This window comes from Streptomyces sp. NBC_00554 (assembly GCF_041431135.1).
GTDB lineage: Bacteria > Actinomycetota > Actinomycetes > Streptomycetales > Streptomycetaceae > Streptomyces.
Genome location: NZ_CP107799.1, coordinates 782,210 through 802,655, shown reverse-complemented (window position 1 = coordinate 802,655; position 20,446 = coordinate 782,210). Strand labels below are relative to the sequence as shown.

Below are 20,446 nucleotides of genomic sequence, written 5' to 3'. Positions count from 1 at the left end.
CCGACTTCGTCAGTCCTCGACCAGCGTCATCTCCGCCCAGATGGTCTTCCCGTCGGCCGTGTGGCGGCTGCCCCAGCGTTGCGTCAACTGGGCGACGAGCAGCAGTCCTCGGCCGCCCTCGTCGAAGATCTTGGCCCGGCGCAGATGCGGTGCGGTGTGGCTGCTGTCGGAGACCTCGCAGATCAGGGTGGTGGCGTCGTGGATGAGGCGCAGCCGGATCGGTGGTTCGCCGTACCGGATGGCGTTGGTGACCAGTTCGCTCACCACGAGTTCGGTCGTGAACGTCGCCTCGCTCAGGCTCCAGTCGTCCAGCTGAGCGACGACCTGCTTGCGGATCGCCGCGACGAGGGCGGGGTCGGCGGGAATGTCCCAGGTCGCCACCTGAGAGGCGGGAAGCCCGTGGGTACGGGCGAGCAGCAGGGCCACGTCGTCCGGGGCGCCGCCCACCGGAAGCAGCGACCGGAGGATGGCGTGGCATGCCGCCTCCAGGGAGTCCGAGGAGGCTTCCAGCGCTTCGCACAACAGCCGATGGCCGGCGTCGATGTCCCGGTCGCGGCTCTCGATCAGGCCGTCGGTGAACAGCGCGAGCACCGTGCCCTCGGGGAGCGCGAGTTCGACGGACTCGAAGGGCAGTCCGCCCAGGCCGAGCGGCGGCCCGGCGGGGAGGTCGATCTCCTGGGCCGGGCCGCCCGGTGGGAGCATGACGGGCGGTGGGTGGCCCGCCCGGGCCAGGGCGCAGCGCCGCGAGACCGGGTCGTACACCGCGTACAGGCAGGTGGCGCCGACCTCGCCGGTGGTGCCCTCCGCTCCGGCCTCCGCGGAGAGCCGTACGACGAGGTCGTCGAGATGGGTGAGCAGTTCGTCCGGGGCCAGGTCGATGTCGGCGAGGGTGCGGACGGCGGTGCGCAGCCGCCCCATGGTCGCCGAGGCCTGGATGCCGTGGCCGACCACGTCGCCGACGACCATGGCGACCCGCATCCCGGACAGCGGGATCACGTCGAACCAGTCGCCGCCCACCCCGGCCCGTGCCGCGGGAAGGTAGCGCGAGGCGGCGTCCACCGCGGCCGTCCGGGCCAGTGACTGGGGGAGCAGACTGCGCTGGAGGGCCAGCGCGGTCTCGCGCTCGCGGGAGAAGCGGCGGGCGTTGTCGATGCAGACCGCGGCCCTCGCGGTGACCTCCTCGACGAGCAGCACGTCGTCGGCGGTGAAGGGGTCGGGCCGCCGGTAGCGGGTGAGGACGGCCACCCCGAGGGTCTGGCCGCGGGCCCGGATCGGCACCGACATCGTGGTGTGGATGCCGAACTGCTCGACGCGCTCGGCGCGCGCCGTGTCCACGGACAGCCACTGCTTCAACGAGGCGGCGGCGTCCGGTGCCACGATCGTCCGCCCCGCGGTCAGGGAACCCGCGTGCGGTGAGACGGCGGGGTAGACCTGGACGTCTCCGGGCTTCAGGACCGCCTCGGGGGAGCCCGGGTGCACCGACTGCTGGGCGGCGCGGCGCAGGGTGATCGGAGCGGTGGGGGGCTCGAGGCGGTGCTCGCCCGCGTGCTCCGGGGGATCCAGCAGATCGACGCTGACGAAGTCGGCGAGCGCGGGCACACAGACGTCGGCGAGTTCCTGGGCCGTTCGTGTGACGTCGAGGGTGCTGCCGATGCGGACGCTCGCCTCATTGACGAGCTGGAGGCGCTCGCGGGCCTTGTGCTGCTCGGAGAAGTCGTGTGCGGCCATGCATACGCCCCGCACCCGGCCCTCGGGGTCGATCAGCGGCGCGATCCGCGCCAGCCAGGCGTGCGCGCGGCTCTCGCCGCCGGTGCGCAGGAACGTCTCCACATCGCGACCCGTGCCGGAGTCGAAGACCTGGAGCAGGTGCTCCTCCAGCTCCTCGCTCTCCGGTTTGCCGCCGATCTCGGAGAGCCTGAGGCCCAGGATGCGGTCCTCGGGCAGACCGACCACGTCGGCCATGGCGCGGTTGACCCCGTACAGCCGCAGGCGTTCGTCGTATACCGCGGTGGGGCATGGAGCCTGCGCCAGCACGGCGGTCGTCAGAGGGTCGTCTAGTGGACGGCGCGGGCTGGCCTCCAGCGGGGTGACCACGAGCCAGTCGCCGGGCTCGTCCTGCCGCGGCGGCCGGTGATGGGCCAGCACCCACACGGACACGGTGGAGCCGTCGCGGTGCCGCAGATCGAGGGTGCCGTACCAGCGCTCACCACGACGGACTCGCGACTCGGCCGGAAAGGTCGCGCCCGCGGCCAGCAGAGCGGCGGCGGGCCTGCCCTCGACGTCCTGCGGGGCATGGCCCAGCAGACGGCGGGCCCCCTCGTTCCAGTGGACCAGGGTGCCGTTCTCGTCGATGACCGCCCGTGCTGTGGCGGCCTCGTCGAAGGGGTGGACCGGGCTCATAGTCGCCACTCCATTGCGCACACTCACAGTGAACAAGCGCGTCACTCCTGTACCAGCGTAGTGCGTGGACGGCCACAGCACTCGGGGCACAGGTCTCCGCACCGGGGGCACGTTCTGTCGATCGCACCGCCCGTCCGGCTGTCGATCGCACCGCCTGTCCGGCCACGCCGGTTTCGGGCCGATCGTGACGCGCGGGACGGAAGTGAGTGCCGGACCCTTGACGGCTGCACGTGTCACCCCGTCAGAATCTGTTTATTCACGATCAGTTGTGATGACTTATGGGCCCTGATGAGGGAGAGCCGCCATGACGGTCACTCGAAGATCGGTATTGATCGCAGGAATCGCCTTACCGGCGGCCGGAGCGCTCGTGGGCGCCGCCGACGCCTGGGCCGTGTCCCCCGGGCACACCCCGGGCAGACGCACGGTCGCCTTGCGCGACGGCTGGCGCTTCGCGCTGGTCGACCCGGGCGGTGTCACCGACCCCACCGGCGCGTACGAGGGGGCCGCGGACCCCGGCTACGACGACTCGGCGTGGCGTGAGGTGGCCGTACCGCACGACTGGAGCATCGAACTCACCCCGACCACCGAACACGGCACCAGCAGCGGAACAGGCTTCCTTCCCGGCGGCCTCGGCTGGTACCGCACCACCTTCACGCTGCCGCCGGCGCTCGCGGGCAAGCGGATCTCCGTGGAGTTCGACGGTGTCTACATGGACTCGTACGTGTACTGCAACGGCACGGAGGTCGGCCGACACCCCTACGGATACACGGGGTTCGCCTTCGACCTCACCGAGCTGCTGCACACGGACGGCACCACCGACAACGTCATCGCGGTGAAGGTCAGGAACCAACTCCCCAGCAGCCGCTGGTACTCGGGCAGTGGCATCTACCGCGAAGCCCGCCTGGTCGTCACGGAGCCGGTGCACGTCGAGCGCTGGGGCACCTACGTCACGACCGAGGAGCTGAGCGACGCGCAGGCGGTCGTCCGCGCGCAGGCGACCGTCGTCAACGCGTCCGGCACCGAGAGCCGGGTCACCGTCCGGTCCAGAGTCGTCGGCCCCGACGGGCGCACTGTGACCCGCGCCGATTCCACGGTCACGGTGGGAGCGGTCCCACAGGTGGAACCCCACGAACTCACCGTGCCCCGCCCGCGGTTGTGGTCCTTCGACGCCCCGCACCTCTACACCCTGGTGACAGAACTGAGCGTCGGCGGGGAAACGGTCGACACCTACCGCACGACCTTCGGCATCCGTCAGGCCACCATCGACCCCGACAACGGCCTCTCGCTGAACGGTGATTACGTCAAACTCCGGGGCGTCAACCTCCATCACGACCTCGGCGCGCTCGGCGCCGCCGTCGGCTCGGACGCCGTGGAACGCCAGCTGACCATCATGAAGACCATGGGCGTCAACGCCCTGCGCACCTCCCACAACCCGCCCTCGCCGCAGGTCATCGCCGCCTGCGAGCGGCTCGGCATCGTCATGATGGTCGAGGCCTTCGACTGCTGGCGGCGCGGCAAGAACACCTACGACTACGGCCGGTTCTTCGACCAGTACGCCGACACGGACATTGCCGAGATGGTCGGCGCGGCCCGCAACTCGCCCGCCGTCATCATGTGGTCCATCGGCAACGAGATCCCCGACTCGACCTCGACGGCGGGTCTCGCCATGGCCGACCGGCTGATCGCCGGCGTCAAGAGGCTCGACACCAGCCGCCCGATCGTCATCGGCTCGGACAAGTACCGCTCGCTGCCCACCGTCGGCTCCCCGGCCGATCTGATGCTCGCCAAGATCGACGGACTCGGCCTCAACTACAACACGGCCAAGTCGGTCGACGCCCTGCACGCCCGCTATCCGAAGCTGTTCCTGTTCGAGTCGGAGTCCTCGTCGGAGACGTCCACGCGCGGCACCTACCAGGAGCCCGAACACCTCAACACCGGCGAGAACCACACCCCGGGCAAGCGCGCGACCTCCTCGTACGACAACAACCTCGCCTCCTGGACGATGAGCGGCGAGTACGGGCTGAAGAAGGACCGTGACCGCAAGTGGTTCGTGGGCGAGTTCCTGTGGTCGGGCATCGACTACCTCGGGGAACCCACGCCGTACGACGTGTTCCCTGTGAAGGCGTCCTTCTTCGGCGCCGTCGACACCGCCGGGTTCCCCAAGGACACGTACCACCTCTTCAAGAGCCAGTGGACCAGCGAGCCGATGGTCCATCTGCTCCCCATGAGCTGGAACCACGAGGAGGGCGACACGGTCGAGGTCTGGGCGTACGCGAACGTCGACACCGTGGAGCTCTTCCTCAACGGAACTTCGCTCGGCACAAGGAGCTTCGACACCAAGAAGACCACCGACGGCCGCCCCTACCTGGAGACCACGGAGGCCACCGGCGACGACAAGACGGTCACCGGGGGTCCCTGGCCCGGCAGTTACACCAGCCCGAACGGCAGTGCGGGCAAGATCCACCTCAGCTGGAGTGTGCCGTACGCGCCCGGCGAACTGAAGGCGGTGGCGCGCAGCGACGGCCGTACGGTCGCCACCGACGTCCTGCGGACGGCCGGGGCACCGCACGCGATACGCCTCACCGCGGACCGCAAGTCACTGACTGCGGACGGGCGTTCACTCGCCTTCGTGACGGCCGAGGTGGTCGACTCCCGAGGCGTGGTCGTGCCCGACGCCGAGAACCTGATCGCGTTCGCGACCGACGGCGGCTCGCTGGCCGGACTCGACAACGGACGCGAGGAGAGCGCCGAGCGCTACCAGGCCAGCACACGAACAGCCTTCCACGGCAAGGCACTTGCCATCGTGCGAGCGGGCACGAAGGCCGGGCCCGTGAAGGTGACGGCACGCTCGGACGGGCTGCGCACGGGGACCGTCTCCCTGCGCGCCACCCACGGGCGCTCCAAGGCGACCACTCCGGCCGCCGCCTTCGAGCCCGACCCGGGTCCGGGCGCCCCGAACCACCCCTTCGCGGACGCCAGTTACTCGGGCCGTCCCGACACCCTGCCCGCCGCGATGCTCGACGGCGACGCGGCCACCGGCTGGTCCAACGCCTTCTACAAGTCGGCGACGGCCCTGCTGCCCGCGTTCAGCGGAGCCCGCCCCGAGGACTGGGTGTCGGTGACCTGGGCCCGTTCCCGCACCGTCGACCGCGTGGAGGTCTCGTTCACCGTCGACGCGACACACACCCTGCCCGCGTCGGTCGAGGTGGAGGTCTGGGACGGTGAGCGATATGCGCCGGTCAAGGGAGCGGCGGTGGACTGGGCGACCGCGTCCGACGCGGCGACGGTGATCACCTTCGACGCGGTACGGGGCTCACGGCTCCGGCTCGTCATGACGAGCCGCCATCCGGGCGAAGCCCACGGGCACCACCGCGTGAGCCGACTGGAGGTGCCCGCGGGCTGAGCGCCCAGAGTCGTGGGTGGCTGAGCGCCATGGTTGTCGTCGGCTGAGCGCCATGGCGCTCGGGTGGCTGGCCACCACGGGGCGCGGGCGGTCGGCCGGCCACGGGGTGTGTCCGGCTGGCCACCACGGGGTGTGGGTGGCTGGCGGCACGGGGTGTGGCCGGTCGGCCACCACGGAGTGTGGGTCGCTGACCGACGCGGCTGATGGGGGGCCGACTGGCACGGCTGACGGGTGGCTGATCGGCGCGGCGCTGCTGGCCCTCCTCATCGTCGACCTCACGGGCATGAGCAAGGCGGAAACAGAACGCATCTGGCTGCTCCCGGCGCGGCTGGTGGCCGGCTGGCCGGCACGGCCTGTGAGTGGCGGGCCGGGCTGCCACTCAGCCGCCCAACGCCCGGTCCAGATCCGCGATCAGCTCGTCGCAGTCCTCCAGGCCGATGGACAGCCGTAGCAGCGAGTCGTCCACGCCGACCGCTGTTCCGGCCGTGGTGCAGTGGGTCATCCGGGCCGGGTGCTCGATCAGTGATTCCACGCTGCCCAGCGACACGGCGAGCGTGAACACCTCGGTGCGTTCGCACACCAGGCCCGCCGCGTCCGCGTCCCCGTCCACCACCAGCGACACCACACCGCCGAACCCGTGCCGCATCTGTTTGGCGGCCAGCGCGTGGTCGGGATGGGAGGCGAGGCCCGGGTAGTGCACCTCGCGCACCGCGGGGTGGCCCTGGAGGAACTCGGCGATCCGCTGGGCGCTCTCGCAGATCTGCCGCATCCGTACCGGGAGCGTCTTGACACCGCGCTGTACCAGCCAGGCCTCCTGCGGCGCCGCCATCGTGCCGAGCATCCCGACATGACGGGTGATCACCTCACCGAGCTCCGGGTCTGCGCACACGACTGCGCCGCCCGTGATGTCGGAGTGCCCGCCCAGGTACTTGGTGGTGGAGTGCACGACCACATCGGCGCCGAGGGCCAGCGGCCGCTGGAGATACGGTGACGCGAAGGTGCTGTCGACCACGAGCAGCGCCCCCGCGTCATGGGCCAGTGCGGCGACGGCGGCGATGTCGGTGACCTTGAGCAGCGGGTTCGACGGTGTCTCGGCCCAGACCAGCGCGGTGACACCGGGACGCAGCGCGGCGGCGACGGCGTCCGGGTCGCCCATGTCGACGGCCGTGTGCTCAAGGCCCCATCGCCGGTAGACGTCCGAGACCAGGTCCCAGGTGCCGCCGTACACGTTGTCCGGGATCACGATGTGCGCCCCGGACCGGCCGAGGGCCTGGAGCACCGTCGTGCTCGCCGCCATGCCGGAGGCCACGGCCACCGCCGATGCCCCACCCTCCAGGGAGGCCAGGCATTCCTGCAGGGCGTCACGCGTGGGATTGGCGATCCGCGAGTAGTCCCAGCCGTCGTCGACGGGCCGGGCGTGCGGTCGTACGAAGGTGGAGGCGAGGTAGACCGGAGTGGTCACCGAGCCGTTGTGCCGTGCCGGGTCGTGTCCGGCGTGCACGGCGCGGGTCGCGAAAGAGCGCTCGGAGGTCATGGTGCGGAGGTCTCCTCATCGTCGGTGGTTCTGGGGGACCTGCGGCGGCGCGGGAGAGGCCGGCAGCGGCCCGGCGGCGGCGATCAGCCGACGGGCCCGGCCGAACAACTTGGGCTGGTTCATGGCCAGTACGGCCGTCGGCACACCGCACCGGCGGAAGACCGCCAGAAAGCTGCGCGACGCGAAGCTGCCGTCCGTGATCTCGACCTGGTCGTCGGGCTCGGCGTGTCCGGCGAACTGGATCCGCACGCCGAACTGGTCGGACCAGAAGTAGGGAGCGGAGGTGTACTCCGCCGTGCTTCCCGGACCGTCGAGCAGCCGTGCGGCCGCGACGGCCGGTTGTTCCAGGGCGGCGGTCCAGTGCTGGGCACGGTGATGACGGCCCAGCCAGGGGTGGAAGGGGCGGGCACAGTCGCCGACGGCCACGACACCGGGCAGGGCGGTGCCGCACGCCGCGTCGCACACCACGCCGTCGTCGAGCACGAGACCGCTCCCCGCCAGCCAGTCCACCGCGGGACGGGAACCGATCGCGACCAGGACCACGTCGGCGGGCAGCTGCCGTCCGCCGGCCAGCCACACCCCGGTCACCCGGTCACGGCCCGCCAGACCGGTCACCTCCGCGCCTGTGATCAGGCGGATCCCGTGCTCGGCGTGGAGCGCGGCACTGACCTCGTTCCCGACCCGGCCGAGGATCCGGGTGAGCGGCGCTGGCCCGCGCTCGACGACGGTGACATCGAGGCCGAGGGTCGCCGCACTGGACGCGGCTTCGGCACCGATCAGCCCGGCGCCCACGACCACCAGCCGTGCCCCCGGCCGCAGTTCGGCCCGCAGCGCCTCTGCGTCTGCGAGAGTGCGCAGCACATGAACGCCCGCCAGCCGCGCCGTGCCGGGCAGCGACAGGGCGCTGCCGCCGGTGGCCACGACCACGCCGTCGCACACCACCCGGGTGCCGTCGTCCAGGTGCACGGCACGCCCCACCGTGTCCAGCAGGACTGCGCGCCGACCTAGCCGCCAGTCCAGGTCCAGCGCGGCGTCGGAGTCCGCCGTCAGGGTGAGGTCGCCGGCCTGCGCGCGGCCCAGGAGGAAGTCCTTCGACAGCGGAGGCCGGTCGTACGGCGGGACGTCCTCCGCGCCGACGATCACCAGCCGCCCGTCGTAACCCCGGGCCCGCAGCGCGCGGGCGGCGGACAACCCGGCCAGTGACGCACCGACCACCGCGACACTCCTCATCCGTCACTCCCGGACGGCACCGTCCCGGCGTCCACGTGAACGACACCGTCGCGCACCTCGACCGCGTACACCCGTACCGGCCCGGTGGCGGGCGGTCCGGTGGGGCGGCCGGTACGCAGGTCGAAGCTCGCCGAGTGCAGCGGGCATTCGACGAGGCAGCCCTCCAGCCAGCCGTCCGAGAGGTACGCCTCCTGATGGGTGCAGCGGTCGTCGACGGCGTACAGCTCTCCGTCGGCGTTGAACACCGCGATGCGCCGGTGCGCGGTCTTCACCACGGCCACCTCGCCGGGCGGGAGTTCGTCCAGCCGGCACACCTCGATCACGACCTTTCCCCCTGCCCTGCGGGGTCCAGGCCCATGGCCTCGTGGTACCAGCGGTAGTACCAGCGGCCGATGATCTCCTGCTCGGTGGGCACCAGGACCCCGCCGTTGCGGTAGGCGCGTGACTTCATGTTCGGCTGGCACCACTCGGACGCGGCGAAGTCCTGCTCGTTGACGCGGTGGAACAGCTCGACGCTGTCCGCGATGTCGTACGGCGCGTCCTGCGCGACCGTCTGCGGCGGGAACAGCCACTCGCACACCACGCGGGTTGTCTCGGGCGAGAGCATCTCGAAGCGGTGGACGATGACATGGTCGGGGAGGAGCGAGATGAAGCAGTTGGGCCGCATCACCATCCCGTAGTACTTGCGGTCGTCATGCTCCTCCAGGCCTCCGATGCGCGGCAGTTCGGCGTTTCCGCTGACGGAGAAGGAGGCCTTGCCCTCGGCGAAGAGGTAACCATCGGTGTCGTACGTCGCGTCCGCGCCCCCGGTGAGATTGCGGAACTGGGGGAGTGTCTCGACGAGTTCGGGGTGGATGGTGCCGCAGTGATAGCACTCCTGGAAGTTCTCCTGGATGATCTTCCAGTTGGCGGCGACCTCGTAGTCGACGCGCTTGCCCAGCACCAGATCGGCGAGCCCGTAACGGGCGAACTTGTCCCGGTCGCCACCGAGCCGGTAGTCGAGCTGCGGCCAGATCTGCTCCTCGAAGGGCTCGGGGTCGGCGGCCAGGCTCACCCAGACCAGGCCGTGCCATTCGGCGAGGTGCACCGGGTGCAGGCTGTAGTCGGCCTTGTCGATGGAGTCCATGGACTGCCAGTTGGGGGCCGTGATCAGACGGCCGTCCAGCTGGTAGGCCCACGCGTGGTACGGGCAGCGGATCGCCTTGCCCGCGTCCCCGGAGTCGGTCAGGCACAGTTGGGCGCCGCGGTGCCGGCACACGTTCAGGAAGGCCCGCAGCTTCTGGTCCCGGCCGCGCACCACGAGCACGGTCTCGTCGCCGAGCGCGGTGCGCACGAACCGGCCGGGCGTGGGCACGTCCTCGGCCCGGCACACGTACATCCACTGCTTCTCGAAGATGTTCCGCTTCTCCAGTTCGAAGACCGCGGGGTCGGTGTAGTAGTGACCGGGCAGCGTCGGCAGGAACACCGAGGCGGGGGCGGTGGTCATCGGCGTACTCCTCTCAAGGGCCGGGGGACCGGGTGCAGTGAGGTCAGTTGAGAAGGCCCTCGGAGTCGAGCCAGTCCTGGGCCGCCTCCTCGGGGGTCAGGCCGTCCACGTCGACGTCCGCGTTGAGTTTCTGCAGGGTCGCGTCAGTGAGCTTCGCGGTGACCGGGGCCATGATCTCGGCGATCTCCGGGTACTTGTCCGCGATGGATTCGGGCAGCGTCAGCGAGGCGTTGTAGACCGGGAAGAAGTGCTTGTCGTCCTCCAGCACCTTGAGCTTGAGCGACTCGATGCGGCCGTCGGTGGTGAACACCTCGCCGAAGGTGCAGGTCTCGCCCTCGCCGGTCTCGTTGTAGATGACGCCGGTGTCGAGCATCTTGATGTTGTCGTCGGGCACGTCGATGCCGTACGTCTTCTTCACGCCCGGCCAGCCGTCGTCGCGGGTGGAGAACTCGCTCTCCAGACAGAAGGTCGCCTTGGACGGGTCGGACTTGGCGAGCGACGCGATGTCGGAGAGCTTGGTGAGACCCAGTTCCTGCGCGGTGTCCTCGCGGAGCGCGAGGGCGTAGGTGTTGTTGAGCGGCGCCGGCTTCAGCCACACGATCTTGTTCTTCGTCAGGTCCTCGTCGCGCACGTCCTCGTACTGCTTCGTCGCGTCCGCGATCGGAGTCGTGTGTTCGAGGTAGCTGATCCAGCCGGTGCCCGTGTACTCCCAGTACAGGTCGATGTCACCGCTGGTGAGGGCCTGGCGGGTGGTGACCGAGCCCTTGATGTTGGTCTTGTCCTCGACCTCGGCGCCATGCGCCTGGAGCACCTTCATGGTGATCTGGCCGAGCACGATGTTCTCGGTGAAGTCCTTGGAGCCGACGGTGAGCGTGGCGCCGTCGAGTTCGTCACCGGCGCTGCCGGTGGCGGCCTGGGTGTCGCCGCCGCAACCGGAGGCGAGCAGCACGGTCGCGGCGGCCGAGGCGAGTAGGGCGGAGGTTCTGGCAGGGCGGGGCAGAGGCATGGACATGGCGTGACTCCGTGCTGGTGAGGTGACAGACGGGAATGGTCGGACAGGCCCTACAGCCCTCTGGGCTTGAGGAGGCTCTCGGCGAGGCTGCCGAGCCAGTCGAGGAGGAAGGCGACGGCGCAGGCCAGCACGCTGCCGGTGACGAGGACCGGCATCCGCTGCAGTTTGATGCCGTTGACGATCATGTCGCCGAGACCGCCCGCGTTGACGAAGGTGGCGATGGTCGCCGTACCGACCGCGAAGACCAGGGCGGTGCGCAGTCCGGCGAGGATCACCGGCACGGCGAGCTTCAACTCGACGAGCAGCAGCACCTGAAGGGGCCGCATGCCCATGCCCCGCGCGGTCTCCACGAGGGAGCGGTCGACCTGCTCGATGCCGGTGATCGTGTTGCGCAGCACCGGGAGCACCGCGGAGGCGACCAGGCCGATGACCGCCGTGCGGAAGCCCACGTCGAGCTGGATGGTGAGCAGGACGAGCAGCCCGATCGCGGGGACTGCCTGTCCCGCGTTGGCGATGACTAGCACCAGTGGAGTCGCCCGGCGCAGCAGCGGCCGGGTGACGAGGATGCCGGCCGGCACGGCTATGACGACGACGAGCAGCGCGGCGGTGAAGCTGAGCCGCAGATGCTCGGTGACCCGCTCCACGATGTATGTGCGGTTCAGCGTCCGCTTCTCGATGGAGTCCAACTCCTGTGCCGAGACCCAGAGATAGAGCACCCCGAGCACCAGGGCGAGGGCGGCCGGGGTACCGAGGTGACGGAGGGCGGCCGGCCGGCGGAGTACCGGGACCTTGACGGGGGAGAGCGATTCAACCGACACGGGTCTCCTCCTGCGCCGACAGGGCCCGGCACACGTCCGGGAATGCCAGCGTCCCCGCGACCGCGCCCGCCTCGTCCACGACGGTGACCGGGTCGCCGCCCCGCTGGAGGATCAGATCCATCACGTCCCGCAGGGAGGCCGAACCGTCCACGGTGGGCAGCGAGTTGGGTGCCTCAGGCGCCGGGCCCAGCTTCACGTCGGCCACGGTCGCCAGGGCCAGTTGCTTCAGATAGGGAGCTGAGCCGATGAAACTGCGTACGTAGTCGTCGGCCGGGGCGGCCAACAACCGCGCCGGGGTGTCGTACTGGACGATCCGCGAGCGGTCGGCGAGGACGGCGATCCGGTCGCCGAGCTTCAGCGCCTCCTCGAAGTCATGGGTGACGAAGACGACCGTCTTGCCCAACTCCCGTTGAAGACGGCGGAATTCGACCTGCAGTCGCTCCCGGGTGATCGGGTCGGTGGCGCCGAACGGCTCGTCCATCAGCAGGACCGGGGGATCGGCGGCCAGGGCACGGGCGACACCGACGCGCTGCTGCTGGCCTCCGGAGAGCTGGCGGGGGTAGCGGGCCCGGAAGGCGGCGGGGTCGAGCCCGGTCATCTCCAGCAGCTCGTCGACCCGCGAGCTCACCTTCGCCTTGTTCCAGCCGAGGAGTTTCGGCACGAGCCCGATGTTCTGCGCGATCGTCATGTGCGGGAAGAGACCGATCTGCTGGACCACGTAACCGATGTGGCGGCGCAGCTCGTTGGGGTCGAGGCCCAGCACGTTCTGGCCGTCGATGCTGACCGTGCCCGAGGACGGTTCGATCAGCCGGTTGATGATCTTCATGGTGGTGGTCTTGCCGCAGCCGGACGGCCCGACGAACATCGTCGTCTGCCCGGCCGGTATCTCCATCGTGACCCGGTCGACGGCGGGTTCGCGCTGTCCCGGATAGACCTTGGTGAGCTCGTCGAGGCGGATGCTCAGGCCGCGACCCGTGCGCGCGGTGTCAAACATGGAGCCCCCTCGGGGTGGTCAGGCGGCGCAGCAGTACGTAGAAGAGGTCGAAGGCGAGTGCGACGAGGACGACGCCGACGGTTCCGGCGATCGCTTCGTTGAGCGCGTTCGCGGAGCCGAGTCGGGACAGCCCGTCGAAGATCGGCAGGCCGAGCCCGGGACCGGCCACGTACGCGGCCATCGCCGCGATGGCCACCACCATCTGGGTGGCGACGCGGATTCCGGTGAGGATGTACGGCCAGGCGAGCGGGAGTTGGACGATCGCGAGCACCCTGGCCGGGCCGAGGCCCATCCCGCGGGCCGCCTCGACGACGGCCGGGTCGACCTCGCCCAGGCCGACGATGGTGTTGCGCAGGATCGGCAGCAGCGAATAGAGGGTGAGCGCGGTCAGCGAGGGCGCCCAGCCGAGGCCGAGCAGTGGGATCAGCAGGCCGAGCAGCGCGAAGGAGGGAAGGGTGAGCAGCCCGCCGGCGGTCGCGGTGGCGGCCGCGGCGAGCCGGGGCCGGTTCCAGGCGAGCAGGCCGGTGCCGACGGAGACGGCCGTGGCGATCAGGACCGCGAGCGCCACCAGCAGGGCGTGCTGGCCCGCCTGGTCGAGGAGCAGGTCGCCGCGGCGCTGCAGATACTCGCCGAAGGTCATGACCCGCCCTCCGGGTTCCGCGCGGCCTCGGCGAACCGGAAGTCGCTCGGGTGGTCGGGGTCCGTGATCGCCGGGCGGTCGACGGTGAAGGCCTCGATGGGCCAGTCCGTGTCGCCCTTGGTCGCCAGGTCGGCGAGGATGTGGCCGATCAGCCCCGCGAACTTGGCGGCGTGCCCGGCCCCCACGAAGACGGAGATGTTGGGGTGTCCCGGCACGGTGTCCAGGACGAAATTCCGGTCGGCCGGGAGGTCGTAGACGCAGGTCTTGCTGAGCAGTTCGGGGCCGACGGCGCCCGGCAGGTACTCGGCCAGGAACTCCGCGACCTCCTCGGTCTGCTCGGGATTGGGTTCGTACGAGCGGGTCTCCTGGGTGACGAAACGGCCCGACATGTCACGGGCGGCCTTCACCGCGGCCTCGCCGTACACCGGGAAACCGTAGAAGGTCCGGTCGTGCCCGTGGAAGATCCAGATGGGGAAGCGGTCCGGTGCGAAGGGGCGCAGGTCGGGGGCCGCGAAGTAGGTGACCTGTTCCTGGGTGAGGGTGAGCGGGATGTCCAGGTCGAGACCGGTCAGCGCGGTCCCGGTCCAGGAGCCGGCGCACACGGTCAGCGTGCCGCCCTCGTACACCGCGTCGTCGGTGTGCACCTCGACATGGCCGGGGTGCGGAACGATCTTCCGCACCGGAGAGTTCTCCACGAAGGTCACGCCGAGCGCGAGCGCCCGTGAGACATGCGCGGCGTTCGCCCGGCGGATGTCGAGGATCCCGGACTCCGCCTGGAACAGGCCGAGTACGTCGTCGCCGATCCGCCACTGCGGCCAGCGCTCGCGCAGGGTGCCCGCGTCCAGGACCTGGTAGCGGTGGCCCTGCTGGGCCAGGGCTCGCGCGTAACTGCCCAGCTCCGCCTCGCCCGCGCTGCCCGCCGGGGCCAGATGCAGACCGCCGGTGATGTGCAGCAGCGGAAGTCCGGTCTCCTTCTCCAGTTCCCGCCAGTGGTCGTAGGAGTCGCGGGTCAGGGCGGTGTAGTCGGTCGAGTGGTACGAGTGCCGGATGATCCGTGAGTGGTCCTCGGAGGCACCGCGATCGTGCCCGAGCCCGAACTGCTCGACGGCGAGGACGTCACCGCCGCTCTGCCTGCCGAGCCAGTAGGCGGCGGCGCTGCCGATGCCCCCGACGCCGAGCACGATGTGCGCGTACCTCTTCTTCATCCGGCATCCTCCCGCTGTGGTGGGCGTGCTGCTGGTGTTCGGAAGAGTCGCAGCAGCGCCCGAGCGGGGTCATCCGGCACGACGTCGGACGTTCGGGGCCTCGCTTTCGACATATGTAGGAAGGGCGGTCCGTCGAGGGAGGGATCCGGGAAGCGTCGCTCCGTGCAGGCGGCGCAGTCCGAGGACCAGGTGCAGCAGCAGCCGGTCGCGGCCGTCGCGCAGACTCAGCCCGGAGATCTGCTCGGCCCGGCCGAGCCGGTAGTAGAGCGTGGTGCGGTGCACGCACAGTTCCCGTGCGGTGCGCTGCACATCGCCGGCGCAGTCGAGATACGTCTCCAGGGTCGGCACGAGGACGGCCGCGGAGGGATCCGCGAACAGGGTGAGCACACCCTGCGGGATCAGCGTGTCGTCCCAGACCGGCGGCGCGAGCTGGGCGAGCAGGGCGTGGGCACCGAGCCCCGACCAGAGGGCGACGGTTCCGGTGTCGGCGGCGGCCAGCGCGATGTCCGCCTGGCGTTTCGCCGTGGGCAGCCCCGCCAGTGCGGGCACGGGGCCGCCGGCCCCGACGCGCCGGCATCCGGCGAGCGCGGGTTCCGCGGTGAGCTCGGCGAGCAGCGCGTGGGCGGCCCGGTCGAGCTGCGCGTCCGGATCGGCCGGGCGCAGCGCGAGGATCACGGTCGCGCGCCGGGGCCGGCACGCGGCGAGCACGGACGCGCCGGGCAACCCCCGGCAGAACCGCTCCACGGCCGCCGCGAAGGCGGGCCCCGCGTCCTCGCCCTCGGCGCCGCCGCCACGGCCGGCCAGCAGCACCGCCACCGGCCCGTCGACATCGAACAGCCCCCGGTCGAGGACCTCTTCGCGGGCCGCACGACGCGTCGCGGCATCCTGGCTCAGCAACTGCTCGACCAACTGCCGCCGTACGCCGTGCTCGTGGCCGGCGGCGAGCCACCGCCCGTACATGAGCGAGCCGAGTGTCTCCGCCGTACGGGTAGCGTCGGCGATCTGGACGTCGGGCAGATCGCCGTACCGGTCGGTGATCCAGACGAAGCCGAGGAGCAGTCCGCGGCAGCGGATGGGAACGTACAGTCGCTGCCACAGCTCGAGGTCCGGGTTCTCCGGGATGTGGCCCGGGCCCGTGGACCGTTTGATCCTGTCGAAGCACACGTCCTCGGGTCGCGTCCTGCGGTGCAGCAGCGACCAGATGCGGGCGGGATCGGCGTCCCCGAAGTCCTCGCTCACCGCGACCAAACGCAGTTCCTGGTCGTCCACGACCACGGCACGCCCCAGGCGCGTGGCGAGTGCGTCCACCAGTGTCTGAATCTGCTCAACACTCATGCCCCACTGTGGCCGCGCGGTGTTACGGCGGTCTACGGGGGAGTGTTACGGGCTTGCGGAGTCGCACCCTCCGTAAGCCCGTCGTCATTGGCGCTCAGTACCTCGGTCGCCCGGTCGTTCGGCGAGCCGGTCGAGGGCAAGGTGCCCAGCCGTGCCGAATGGGCCTCGGGTACCGCAGTACATGCCCCGTGACCTGGTGGTATTTACGGGTAAGTACCCGCGCGGTACCGTGAGCACATGCCAGCTCTCAACGTGGAGTTCAGTGACCGCGAGCTAGAGGATCTGCGGCAGATCGCCAAGGAGCGCGGTACGTCGATGAAGGCCCTGGTGCGGGAGGCCGCCGCGGCGGACATCGTGCGGCACCGGGCGCTGCAGGAAGGCGCGGAGGTGTTCCGCCGGTTCTTCGCGGCGCACGCGGCCGAGTTCGCCGCCGCCTTCCCCGAGGACGAACCACCCGGCGACGGCGAAGGGCGGGCCGCCTGACCCATGGCCCCCGTCATCCATATCGACGTGCCCTGGCTGCTCCAGCGCCACGAAGAGGTAATGCCCGACCAGCCCACGGTCAACGACTTCTCGGCGCTCGTCGCCGCCGTGGCCCGCCACCGCGTCGACCCGCCCCGGCTCGGCGTCGACTCCGACCCGGCCTGGCGCGCCGCCGCGCTCCTGCACACCCTGGCCCTGCTGAAGCCCCTGCCGACCGCCAACGCCCGCTTCGCCTGCTCGGCGGCGGTCGCGTACATGTTCGTCAGCGGTGTCGGTATCGACCCGCCGTACGGCGCCCTCGTCGACCTCGCCCGCGATCTGATCGACGGCAAGACGGACGTCTACGGAGCAGCGGACCGATTGAGGTCCTGGCAGATCTGAGACGGTGCTGCGAGAGCGGATCTGACCCGGTGCAGCGAGAGGGGAGGGTGGCACGCTGGTCGTATGCGCCTGATCATGAGACCTGCCGCCCGGGACTGGAGCTGTCCGCCCGCCCCCGACGAGGTGCGCGCCTTTCACGCCGCCCTGCCCGGCTACGCGCCCACTCCGCTCACTGAACTGCCTCTCCTCGCCGCCGAGTTGGGTGTCGCCCGGGTCTTCGTCAAGGACGAGTCGTGCCGCCTGGGCCTGCCCGCGTTCAAAGCGCTGGGCGCGTCCTGGGCGATCCACCGCATCCTCGCCACGGCCGACGGCCCGCTCACGCTGGTCACCGCCACCGACGGCAACCACGGCCGGGCCGTGGCCCGGACGGCCCGACTGCTCGGGCAGCGCGCCCACGTCCTCGTGCCGAAGGGCGTGCGCCAGGGTGCCGTGGACGCCATCGCCGGCGAAGGGGCGCGGGTGACGCGGGTCGACGGCCCGTACGACGAGGCGGTACGCCGGGCCGCGGCGGTCGCGGACGAGCCAGGCAGCGTCCTGGTGCAGGACACCGCGTTGCCCGGCTATGAGGACATCCCTGCCTGGATCGTGGCGGGCTACTCCACGCTGTTCGCCGAGATCGACTCCCAACTGGCCGCGGCGGGAGCCGAATCGCCTGATCTCGTGGCCGTCCCGGTCGGCGTGGGCTCCCTCGCGCAGGCGGCCGTCACGCACTACCGCAGCCGCCCTGCCCCCGGACCGGTCCTGCTGTCCGTGGAACCCGAAGCGGCGGCCTGCGTGCTGGCGAGCCTCACCCAGGGCCGGCCGGTCAGCGTGACCACCGGTGACACGATCATGGCGGGGCTCAACTGCGGTACCCCCTCGGGCCTTGCGTGGCCCTTCCTCCGGGACGGCCTGGACGCGGCTGTCGCCGTCACCGACGCCGACAGCGCTCGTGCCGTCCGCGACCTCGCCGTCCTCGGTGTCTTCAGCGGCCCCTGCGGCGCCGCGTCTCTGGCGGGCATCCGGGTGGCCGCCGGCCAGGGCCTCACGCTCGACCCCGCCTCGGTCGTCGTCCTGCTCAGCACCGAAGGGCCCGTCGAGAACTGACCGCGGGGGCGTCGGGCGACCCGCCCTCGGGGCCGCCGACCGAGGGCGGGTGGATCGGGGTCGGCGGCCGTTTCGCGCGGGAGAGCCGCCGTCCCGCGCGGGGCCTCCGAGGAGGGGCCGGTTCCAGTGGACTACCTGGTTCCGCGCGCCGGGAGCGTGCGCGGGCCACCGGCGCGAGCGCGCGGTTCACACGGGGCGCATGAAATTTCGAAAGCCGGTGCGAGTCGCGAGAGTTGCGGGCCAGGTCCGACTTACTTTCAGTGGTGCGGAAGTTACTCAAGTGTCTTGTTGGTCATGAGCATTTCGTGCGAGGGTGACCTTCCTGCGCCGGGTCAATGGCGGGTTCGAATCGCTGTTCGCTATTCCGGGCTGTTGAGAGCTCAAAGGGCTCAAGACCGACGGTCGTCGTACGGCGTTCGCTCCGGCCCTTATCCCGGCGCTCCGTCAAAAGGTATGCACCAATCAGGAGCTCCCTTTTCGGCGGTGAAGAACTTCTGTGTGCCGCCTTGCACCTTGGAAGGAACCCGCTCTGTGCACACCCCCCACCCCCCTCGTCCCCCTTATCCTCCCGGCGGTGCTCCCGGCGAATCCGACGAGAGCCTCGCTGCCCAGCTGAGAGGCCGGCCGGAGAGCGAGACCGCCCATCCGGTCGCCCTGCTGATGGCCCGGCACTGGCAGCCCGCGTACGACTACTCGGTCATCTGCCTCGCTTCCTCGGCGAACATCGCCTCCATGGTGACCGCGACCTCCTTCCACCAGGTGCTCGACCGTCTGATGCGCGGCGAGACCGGTGTCGCCCTGCGGCCCCGGCTTCTCGTGACCGTGCGGGACACCGTCAAGGCGTGGTCCGCGGAGGACCGGATATCCGGTGTGCTGCCGGACTTGAGGAAACCCGCCGGGGGTCGCGGTATGCGGGCGGCCAAGTCCATGACGGCCGAAAACCGGAAGCTCGCCGAGCGCTCTTTCCACGCTCTGCCCCCTCTCGCCCAGTCCCTGTTGTGGCACACCGAGGTCGAAGCCGAGCACATATCCGTACCAGCCGGTCTGTCGGGTATGGATACCGACACCGCGTCGGCTGCTCTGGAGCAAGCCCGCGAGCAATTCCGGCAGGGCTGCGTACACGCCCACCGGGAACTCGCGCCGAGCAAGGAATGCGGTTTCTACAACCGGTTGCTGGACGTCCCCATTCGCCGCGGTGGCGCCTTGCTGCCCGATGTCCAACAGCATCTGATGGAGTGCCGCTACTGCCGTTTCGCCGCCGAGCAACTCAGCCATTTCGAGGGCGGGTTGGGCCTTCTGCTCGCCGAATCGGTACTCGGCTGGGGCGCCCGGCGCTATCTCGACTCCCGCCCCGGGCGTGCCCAGCAAGGCGTACGGCCCCGCGGCGGATCCCCGTTCGGCGGCAGGCGCCAGGGCAGCGGCGTCCTCCCGGGAAGCGGACTTCCGGGAAGCGGAGGACGCCATCGCCTGCTGTCCCAGATCCCCACCCCGCGCCGCCTGCCCGAACCGGCACAGCGGCACGCGAAGGCCCTGATCACCGGAGCGGGCGTGGTCTCGGCCACCCTGCTCGTGACCGCCCTCGCCACCAGCCTGTGGTCGGACGACGACAGCGGCGCCGACCCCGCCGCCACCACCGGCGCGAGCAGCAGCCGCACGGTGGCACCCGTGCCCGGCTCCCAGGATCCGCCCGCCGTGTCAGCGCCCCCCACCTCGGCGGGACTCCCCACCACCATCGAGCAGACCCGGCTGCGCAACTTCGCCGCCGACCTGTGCCTCGACATCCGGGGCGGCGAGGCGAAGGCCGGCGCCGAGACCGTACTGGCGGTGTGCTCCTCAGCGTGGACCCAGCAGTGGTCGTACGGGGACGACGGCCTGCTGCGCAGCGTCGCCGACCCCGAACTGTGCCTCGACTCCCGCGCCGACGACGGGTTCGTGGTGCTGGAGCGCTGCGCCGCCGAAGACGCGGCGCGCGGGGCCGATGTGCGCTACGACCTCACCGTGCGGGGCGAGTTGCTGCCCCGATGGAGCGAGCGGCTCGCCGTCGCGCCCAGCTCCACGGACCCCGGCGCCGATATCGTTGTCAAGGTCCGCGACGGCTCCGACGCGCAGCGGTGGCGCACCGACGCCGCCTCGGCGGCCCCCGAGTCGCTGTCGGTCTCGGGCACGAACAGCCCCTCACCAGGGCCCGCGAGCCCCCCGCCGCCCGCCGACGACAGCACACCTGCGCCGCCGGGCGAGCAGCCTCCGGGCGAACAGCCGACGCCCGTACCGGTCGCCCCGGAGGCGACCGAGTCGGAGCCCTACCAGGAACGCCGATCCGTGAACGTCAGCGACGACGCGAGCCCGGAGCCCGTGCTGCCGCTGATCGCGGAACTCACCGCGGTGGTCAAGGGAGTTGGCCTGTAGGGGTTATGAGCGGAGCGGTCGCGGGACGAGGGA

Annotated in this window: 16 protein-coding genes; 5 read left to right on the top strand and 11 right to left on the bottom strand. The window is 70.8% G+C overall.

The genetic code is table 11. From position 1 onward, the window contains the following. Window positions 1-9 precede the first annotated feature (9 nt). A complete protein-coding gene (locus OG266_RS03700) occupies window positions 10-2,400 on the bottom strand; it encodes a SpoIIE family protein phosphatase (protein WP_371542648.1) in 2,391 nt (796 codons plus the stop codon). Between the two features lie 304 nt (window positions 2,401-2,704). Between OG266_RS03700 and OG266_RS03695 the strand changes: the two genes are divergently transcribed. Next, window positions 2,705-5,803 carry a glycoside hydrolase family 2 TIM barrel-domain containing protein gene (locus OG266_RS03695; protein ID WP_371542646.1) on the top strand — a complete coding sequence of 1,033 codons (3,099 nt, stop codon included), beginning with the start codon at window positions 2,705-2,707 and terminating at the stop codon, window positions 5,801-5,803. Between the two features lie 379 nt (window positions 5,804-6,182). Here the strand turns inward: OG266_RS03695 and OG266_RS03690 are convergent, their stop codons facing one another. The 10 genes from OG266_RS03690 to OG266_RS03645 all read right to left on the bottom strand — a co-directional run bounded on the left by OG266_RS03690 (window position 6,183) and on the right by OG266_RS03645 (window position 16,057). Further along, window positions 6,183-7,337, bottom strand: coding sequence for a PLP-dependent aspartate aminotransferase family protein (locus OG266_RS03690; protein WP_371542645.1), 1,155 nt, complete (start codon window positions 7,335-7,337; stop codon window positions 6,183-6,185). Window positions 7,338-7,352: 15 nt separating this feature from the next. Continuing rightward, window positions 7,353-8,567: an NAD(P)/FAD-dependent oxidoreductase gene (locus tag OG266_RS03685; protein ID WP_371542642.1), complete on the bottom strand. Its 1,215-nt coding sequence runs from the start codon at window positions 8,565-8,567 to the stop codon at window positions 7,353-7,355. Beyond that, a complete protein-coding gene (locus OG266_RS03680; RefSeq protein ID WP_371542640.1) occupies window positions 8,564-8,890 on the bottom strand; it encodes a bifunctional 3-phenylpropionate/cinnamic acid dioxygenase ferredoxin subunit in 327 nt (108 codons plus the stop codon). The genes OG266_RS03685 and OG266_RS03680 overlap by 4 nt, the downstream gene beginning before the upstream one ends. Beyond that, window positions 8,887-10,053 carry an aromatic ring-hydroxylating dioxygenase subunit alpha gene (locus OG266_RS03675; RefSeq protein ID WP_371542637.1) on the bottom strand — a complete coding sequence of 389 codons (1,167 nt, stop codon included), beginning with the start codon at window positions 10,051-10,053 and terminating at the stop codon, window positions 8,887-8,889. Before OG266_RS03675 ends, OG266_RS03680 begins: the two co-directional genes overlap by 4 nt. 43 nt (window positions 10,054-10,096) lie before the next feature. After that, window positions 10,097-11,059 (bottom strand): glycine betaine ABC transporter substrate-binding protein, encoded by a 963-nt coding sequence (locus OG266_RS03670; RefSeq protein ID WP_371552640.1) that lies wholly within the window; start codon window positions 11,057-11,059, stop codon window positions 10,097-10,099. Between the two features lie 56 nt (window positions 11,060-11,115). Beyond that, window positions 11,116-11,883, bottom strand: a complete 768-nt coding sequence (locus tag OG266_RS03665; protein ID WP_266471830.1) for an ABC transporter permease — start codon at window positions 11,881-11,883, stop codon at window positions 11,116-11,118. Beyond that, on the bottom strand, window positions 11,873-12,877 hold the full coding sequence (locus tag OG266_RS03660) for an ABC transporter ATP-binding protein (RefSeq protein WP_371542633.1): 1,005 nt from the start codon (window positions 12,875-12,877) through the stop codon (window positions 11,873-11,875). Before OG266_RS03660 ends, OG266_RS03665 begins: the two co-directional genes overlap by 11 nt. Then, on the bottom strand, window positions 12,870-13,517 hold the full coding sequence (locus OG266_RS03655) for an ABC transporter permease (RefSeq protein WP_266471829.1): 648 nt from the start codon (window positions 13,515-13,517) through the stop codon (window positions 12,870-12,872). Before OG266_RS03655 ends, OG266_RS03660 begins: the two co-directional genes overlap by 8 nt. After that, the gene (solA, locus tag OG266_RS03650; protein WP_371542630.1) at window positions 13,514-14,722 is read right to left on the bottom strand and encodes an N-methyl-L-tryptophan oxidase; all 1,209 of its coding nucleotides are present in this window, start codon (window positions 14,720-14,722) and stop codon (window positions 13,514-13,516) included. The genes OG266_RS03655 and solA overlap by 4 nt, the downstream gene beginning before the upstream one ends. A gap of 69 nt (window positions 14,723-14,791) precedes the next feature. Further along, complete coding sequence (locus tag OG266_RS03645) at window positions 14,792-16,057, bottom strand: PucR family transcriptional regulator (protein ID WP_371542627.1); 1,266 nt, start codon at window positions 16,055-16,057, stop codon at window positions 14,792-14,794. Between the two features lie 237 nt (window positions 16,058-16,294). On the opposite strand from OG266_RS03645, the gene OG266_RS03640 reads away from it, so the two are divergent. The 4 genes from OG266_RS03640 to OG266_RS03625 all read left to right on the top strand — a co-directional run bounded on the left by OG266_RS03640 (window position 16,295) and on the right by OG266_RS03625 (window position 20,413). After that, window positions 16,295-16,540, top strand: a complete 246-nt coding sequence (locus tag OG266_RS03640) for a hypothetical protein (RefSeq protein WP_266471821.1) — start codon at window positions 16,295-16,297, stop codon at window positions 16,538-16,540. A 3-nt stretch (window positions 16,541-16,543) separates the two neighbouring features. Further along, a complete protein-coding gene (locus OG266_RS03635) occupies window positions 16,544-16,921 on the top strand; it encodes a toxin Doc (protein WP_266471819.1) in 378 nt (125 codons plus the stop codon). Between the two features lie 63 nt (window positions 16,922-16,984). Next, complete coding sequence (locus OG266_RS03630) at window positions 16,985-18,007, top strand: pyridoxal-phosphate dependent enzyme (RefSeq protein WP_371542623.1); 1,023 nt, start codon at window positions 16,985-16,987, stop codon at window positions 18,005-18,007. A gap of 531 nt (window positions 18,008-18,538) precedes the next feature. Then, entirely contained in the window at window positions 18,539-20,413 is a 1,875-nt protein-coding gene (locus OG266_RS03625) for an RICIN domain-containing protein (protein ID WP_371542620.1), read from the top strand. Window positions 20,414-20,446 lie beyond the last annotated feature (33 nt).

What these genes read in the sequence shown, in the direction of transcription:
- OG266_RS03655 (WP_266471829.1), bottom strand. Translation starts at nt 13,517, where the DNA reads ATGACCTTCGGCGAGTATCTGCAGCGCCGCGGCGACCTGCTCCTCGAC.
- OG266_RS03635 (WP_266471819.1), top strand. Translation starts at nt 16,544, where the DNA reads ATGGCCCCCGTCATCCATATCGACGTGCCCTGGCTGCTCCAGCGCCAC.
- OG266_RS03675 (WP_371542637.1), bottom strand. Translation starts at nt 10,053, where the DNA reads ATGACCACCGCCCCCGCCTCGGTGTTCCTGCCGACGCTGCCCGGTCAC.
- OG266_RS03640 (WP_266471821.1), top strand. Translation starts at nt 16,295, where the DNA reads ATGCCAGCTCTCAACGTGGAGTTCAGTGACCGCGAGCTAGAGGATCTG.
- OG266_RS03670 (WP_371552640.1), bottom strand. Translation starts at nt 11,059, where the DNA reads ATGCCTCTGCCCCGCCCTGCCAGAACCTCCGCCCTACTCGCCTCGGCC.
- OG266_RS03700 (WP_371542648.1), bottom strand. Translation starts at nt 2,400, where the DNA reads ATGAGCCCGGTCCACCCCTTCGACGAGGCCGCCACAGCACGGGCGGTC.
- OG266_RS03690 (WP_371542645.1), bottom strand. Translation starts at nt 7,337, where the DNA reads ATGACCTCCGAGCGCTCTTTCGCGACCCGCGCCGTGCACGCCGGACAC.
- OG266_RS03630 (WP_371542623.1), top strand. Translation starts at nt 16,985, where the DNA reads ATGCGCCTGATCATGAGACCTGCCGCCCGGGACTGGAGCTGTCCGCCC.
- solA (WP_371542630.1), bottom strand. Translation starts at nt 14,722, where the DNA reads ATGAAGAAGAGGTACGCGCACATCGTGCTCGGCGTCGGGGGCATCGGC.
- OG266_RS03695 (WP_371542646.1), top strand. Translation starts at nt 2,705, where the DNA reads ATGACGGTCACTCGAAGATCGGTATTGATCGCAGGAATCGCCTTACCG.
- OG266_RS03660 (WP_371542633.1), bottom strand. Translation starts at nt 12,877, where the DNA reads ATGTTTGACACCGCGCGCACGGGTCGCGGCCTGAGCATCCGCCTCGAC.
- OG266_RS03645 (WP_371542627.1), bottom strand. Translation starts at nt 16,057, where the DNA reads ATGAGTGTTGAGCAGATTCAGACACTGGTGGACGCACTCGCCACGCGC.
- OG266_RS03685 (WP_371542642.1), bottom strand. Translation starts at nt 8,567, where the DNA reads ATGAGGAGTGTCGCGGTGGTCGGTGCGTCACTGGCCGGGTTGTCCGCC.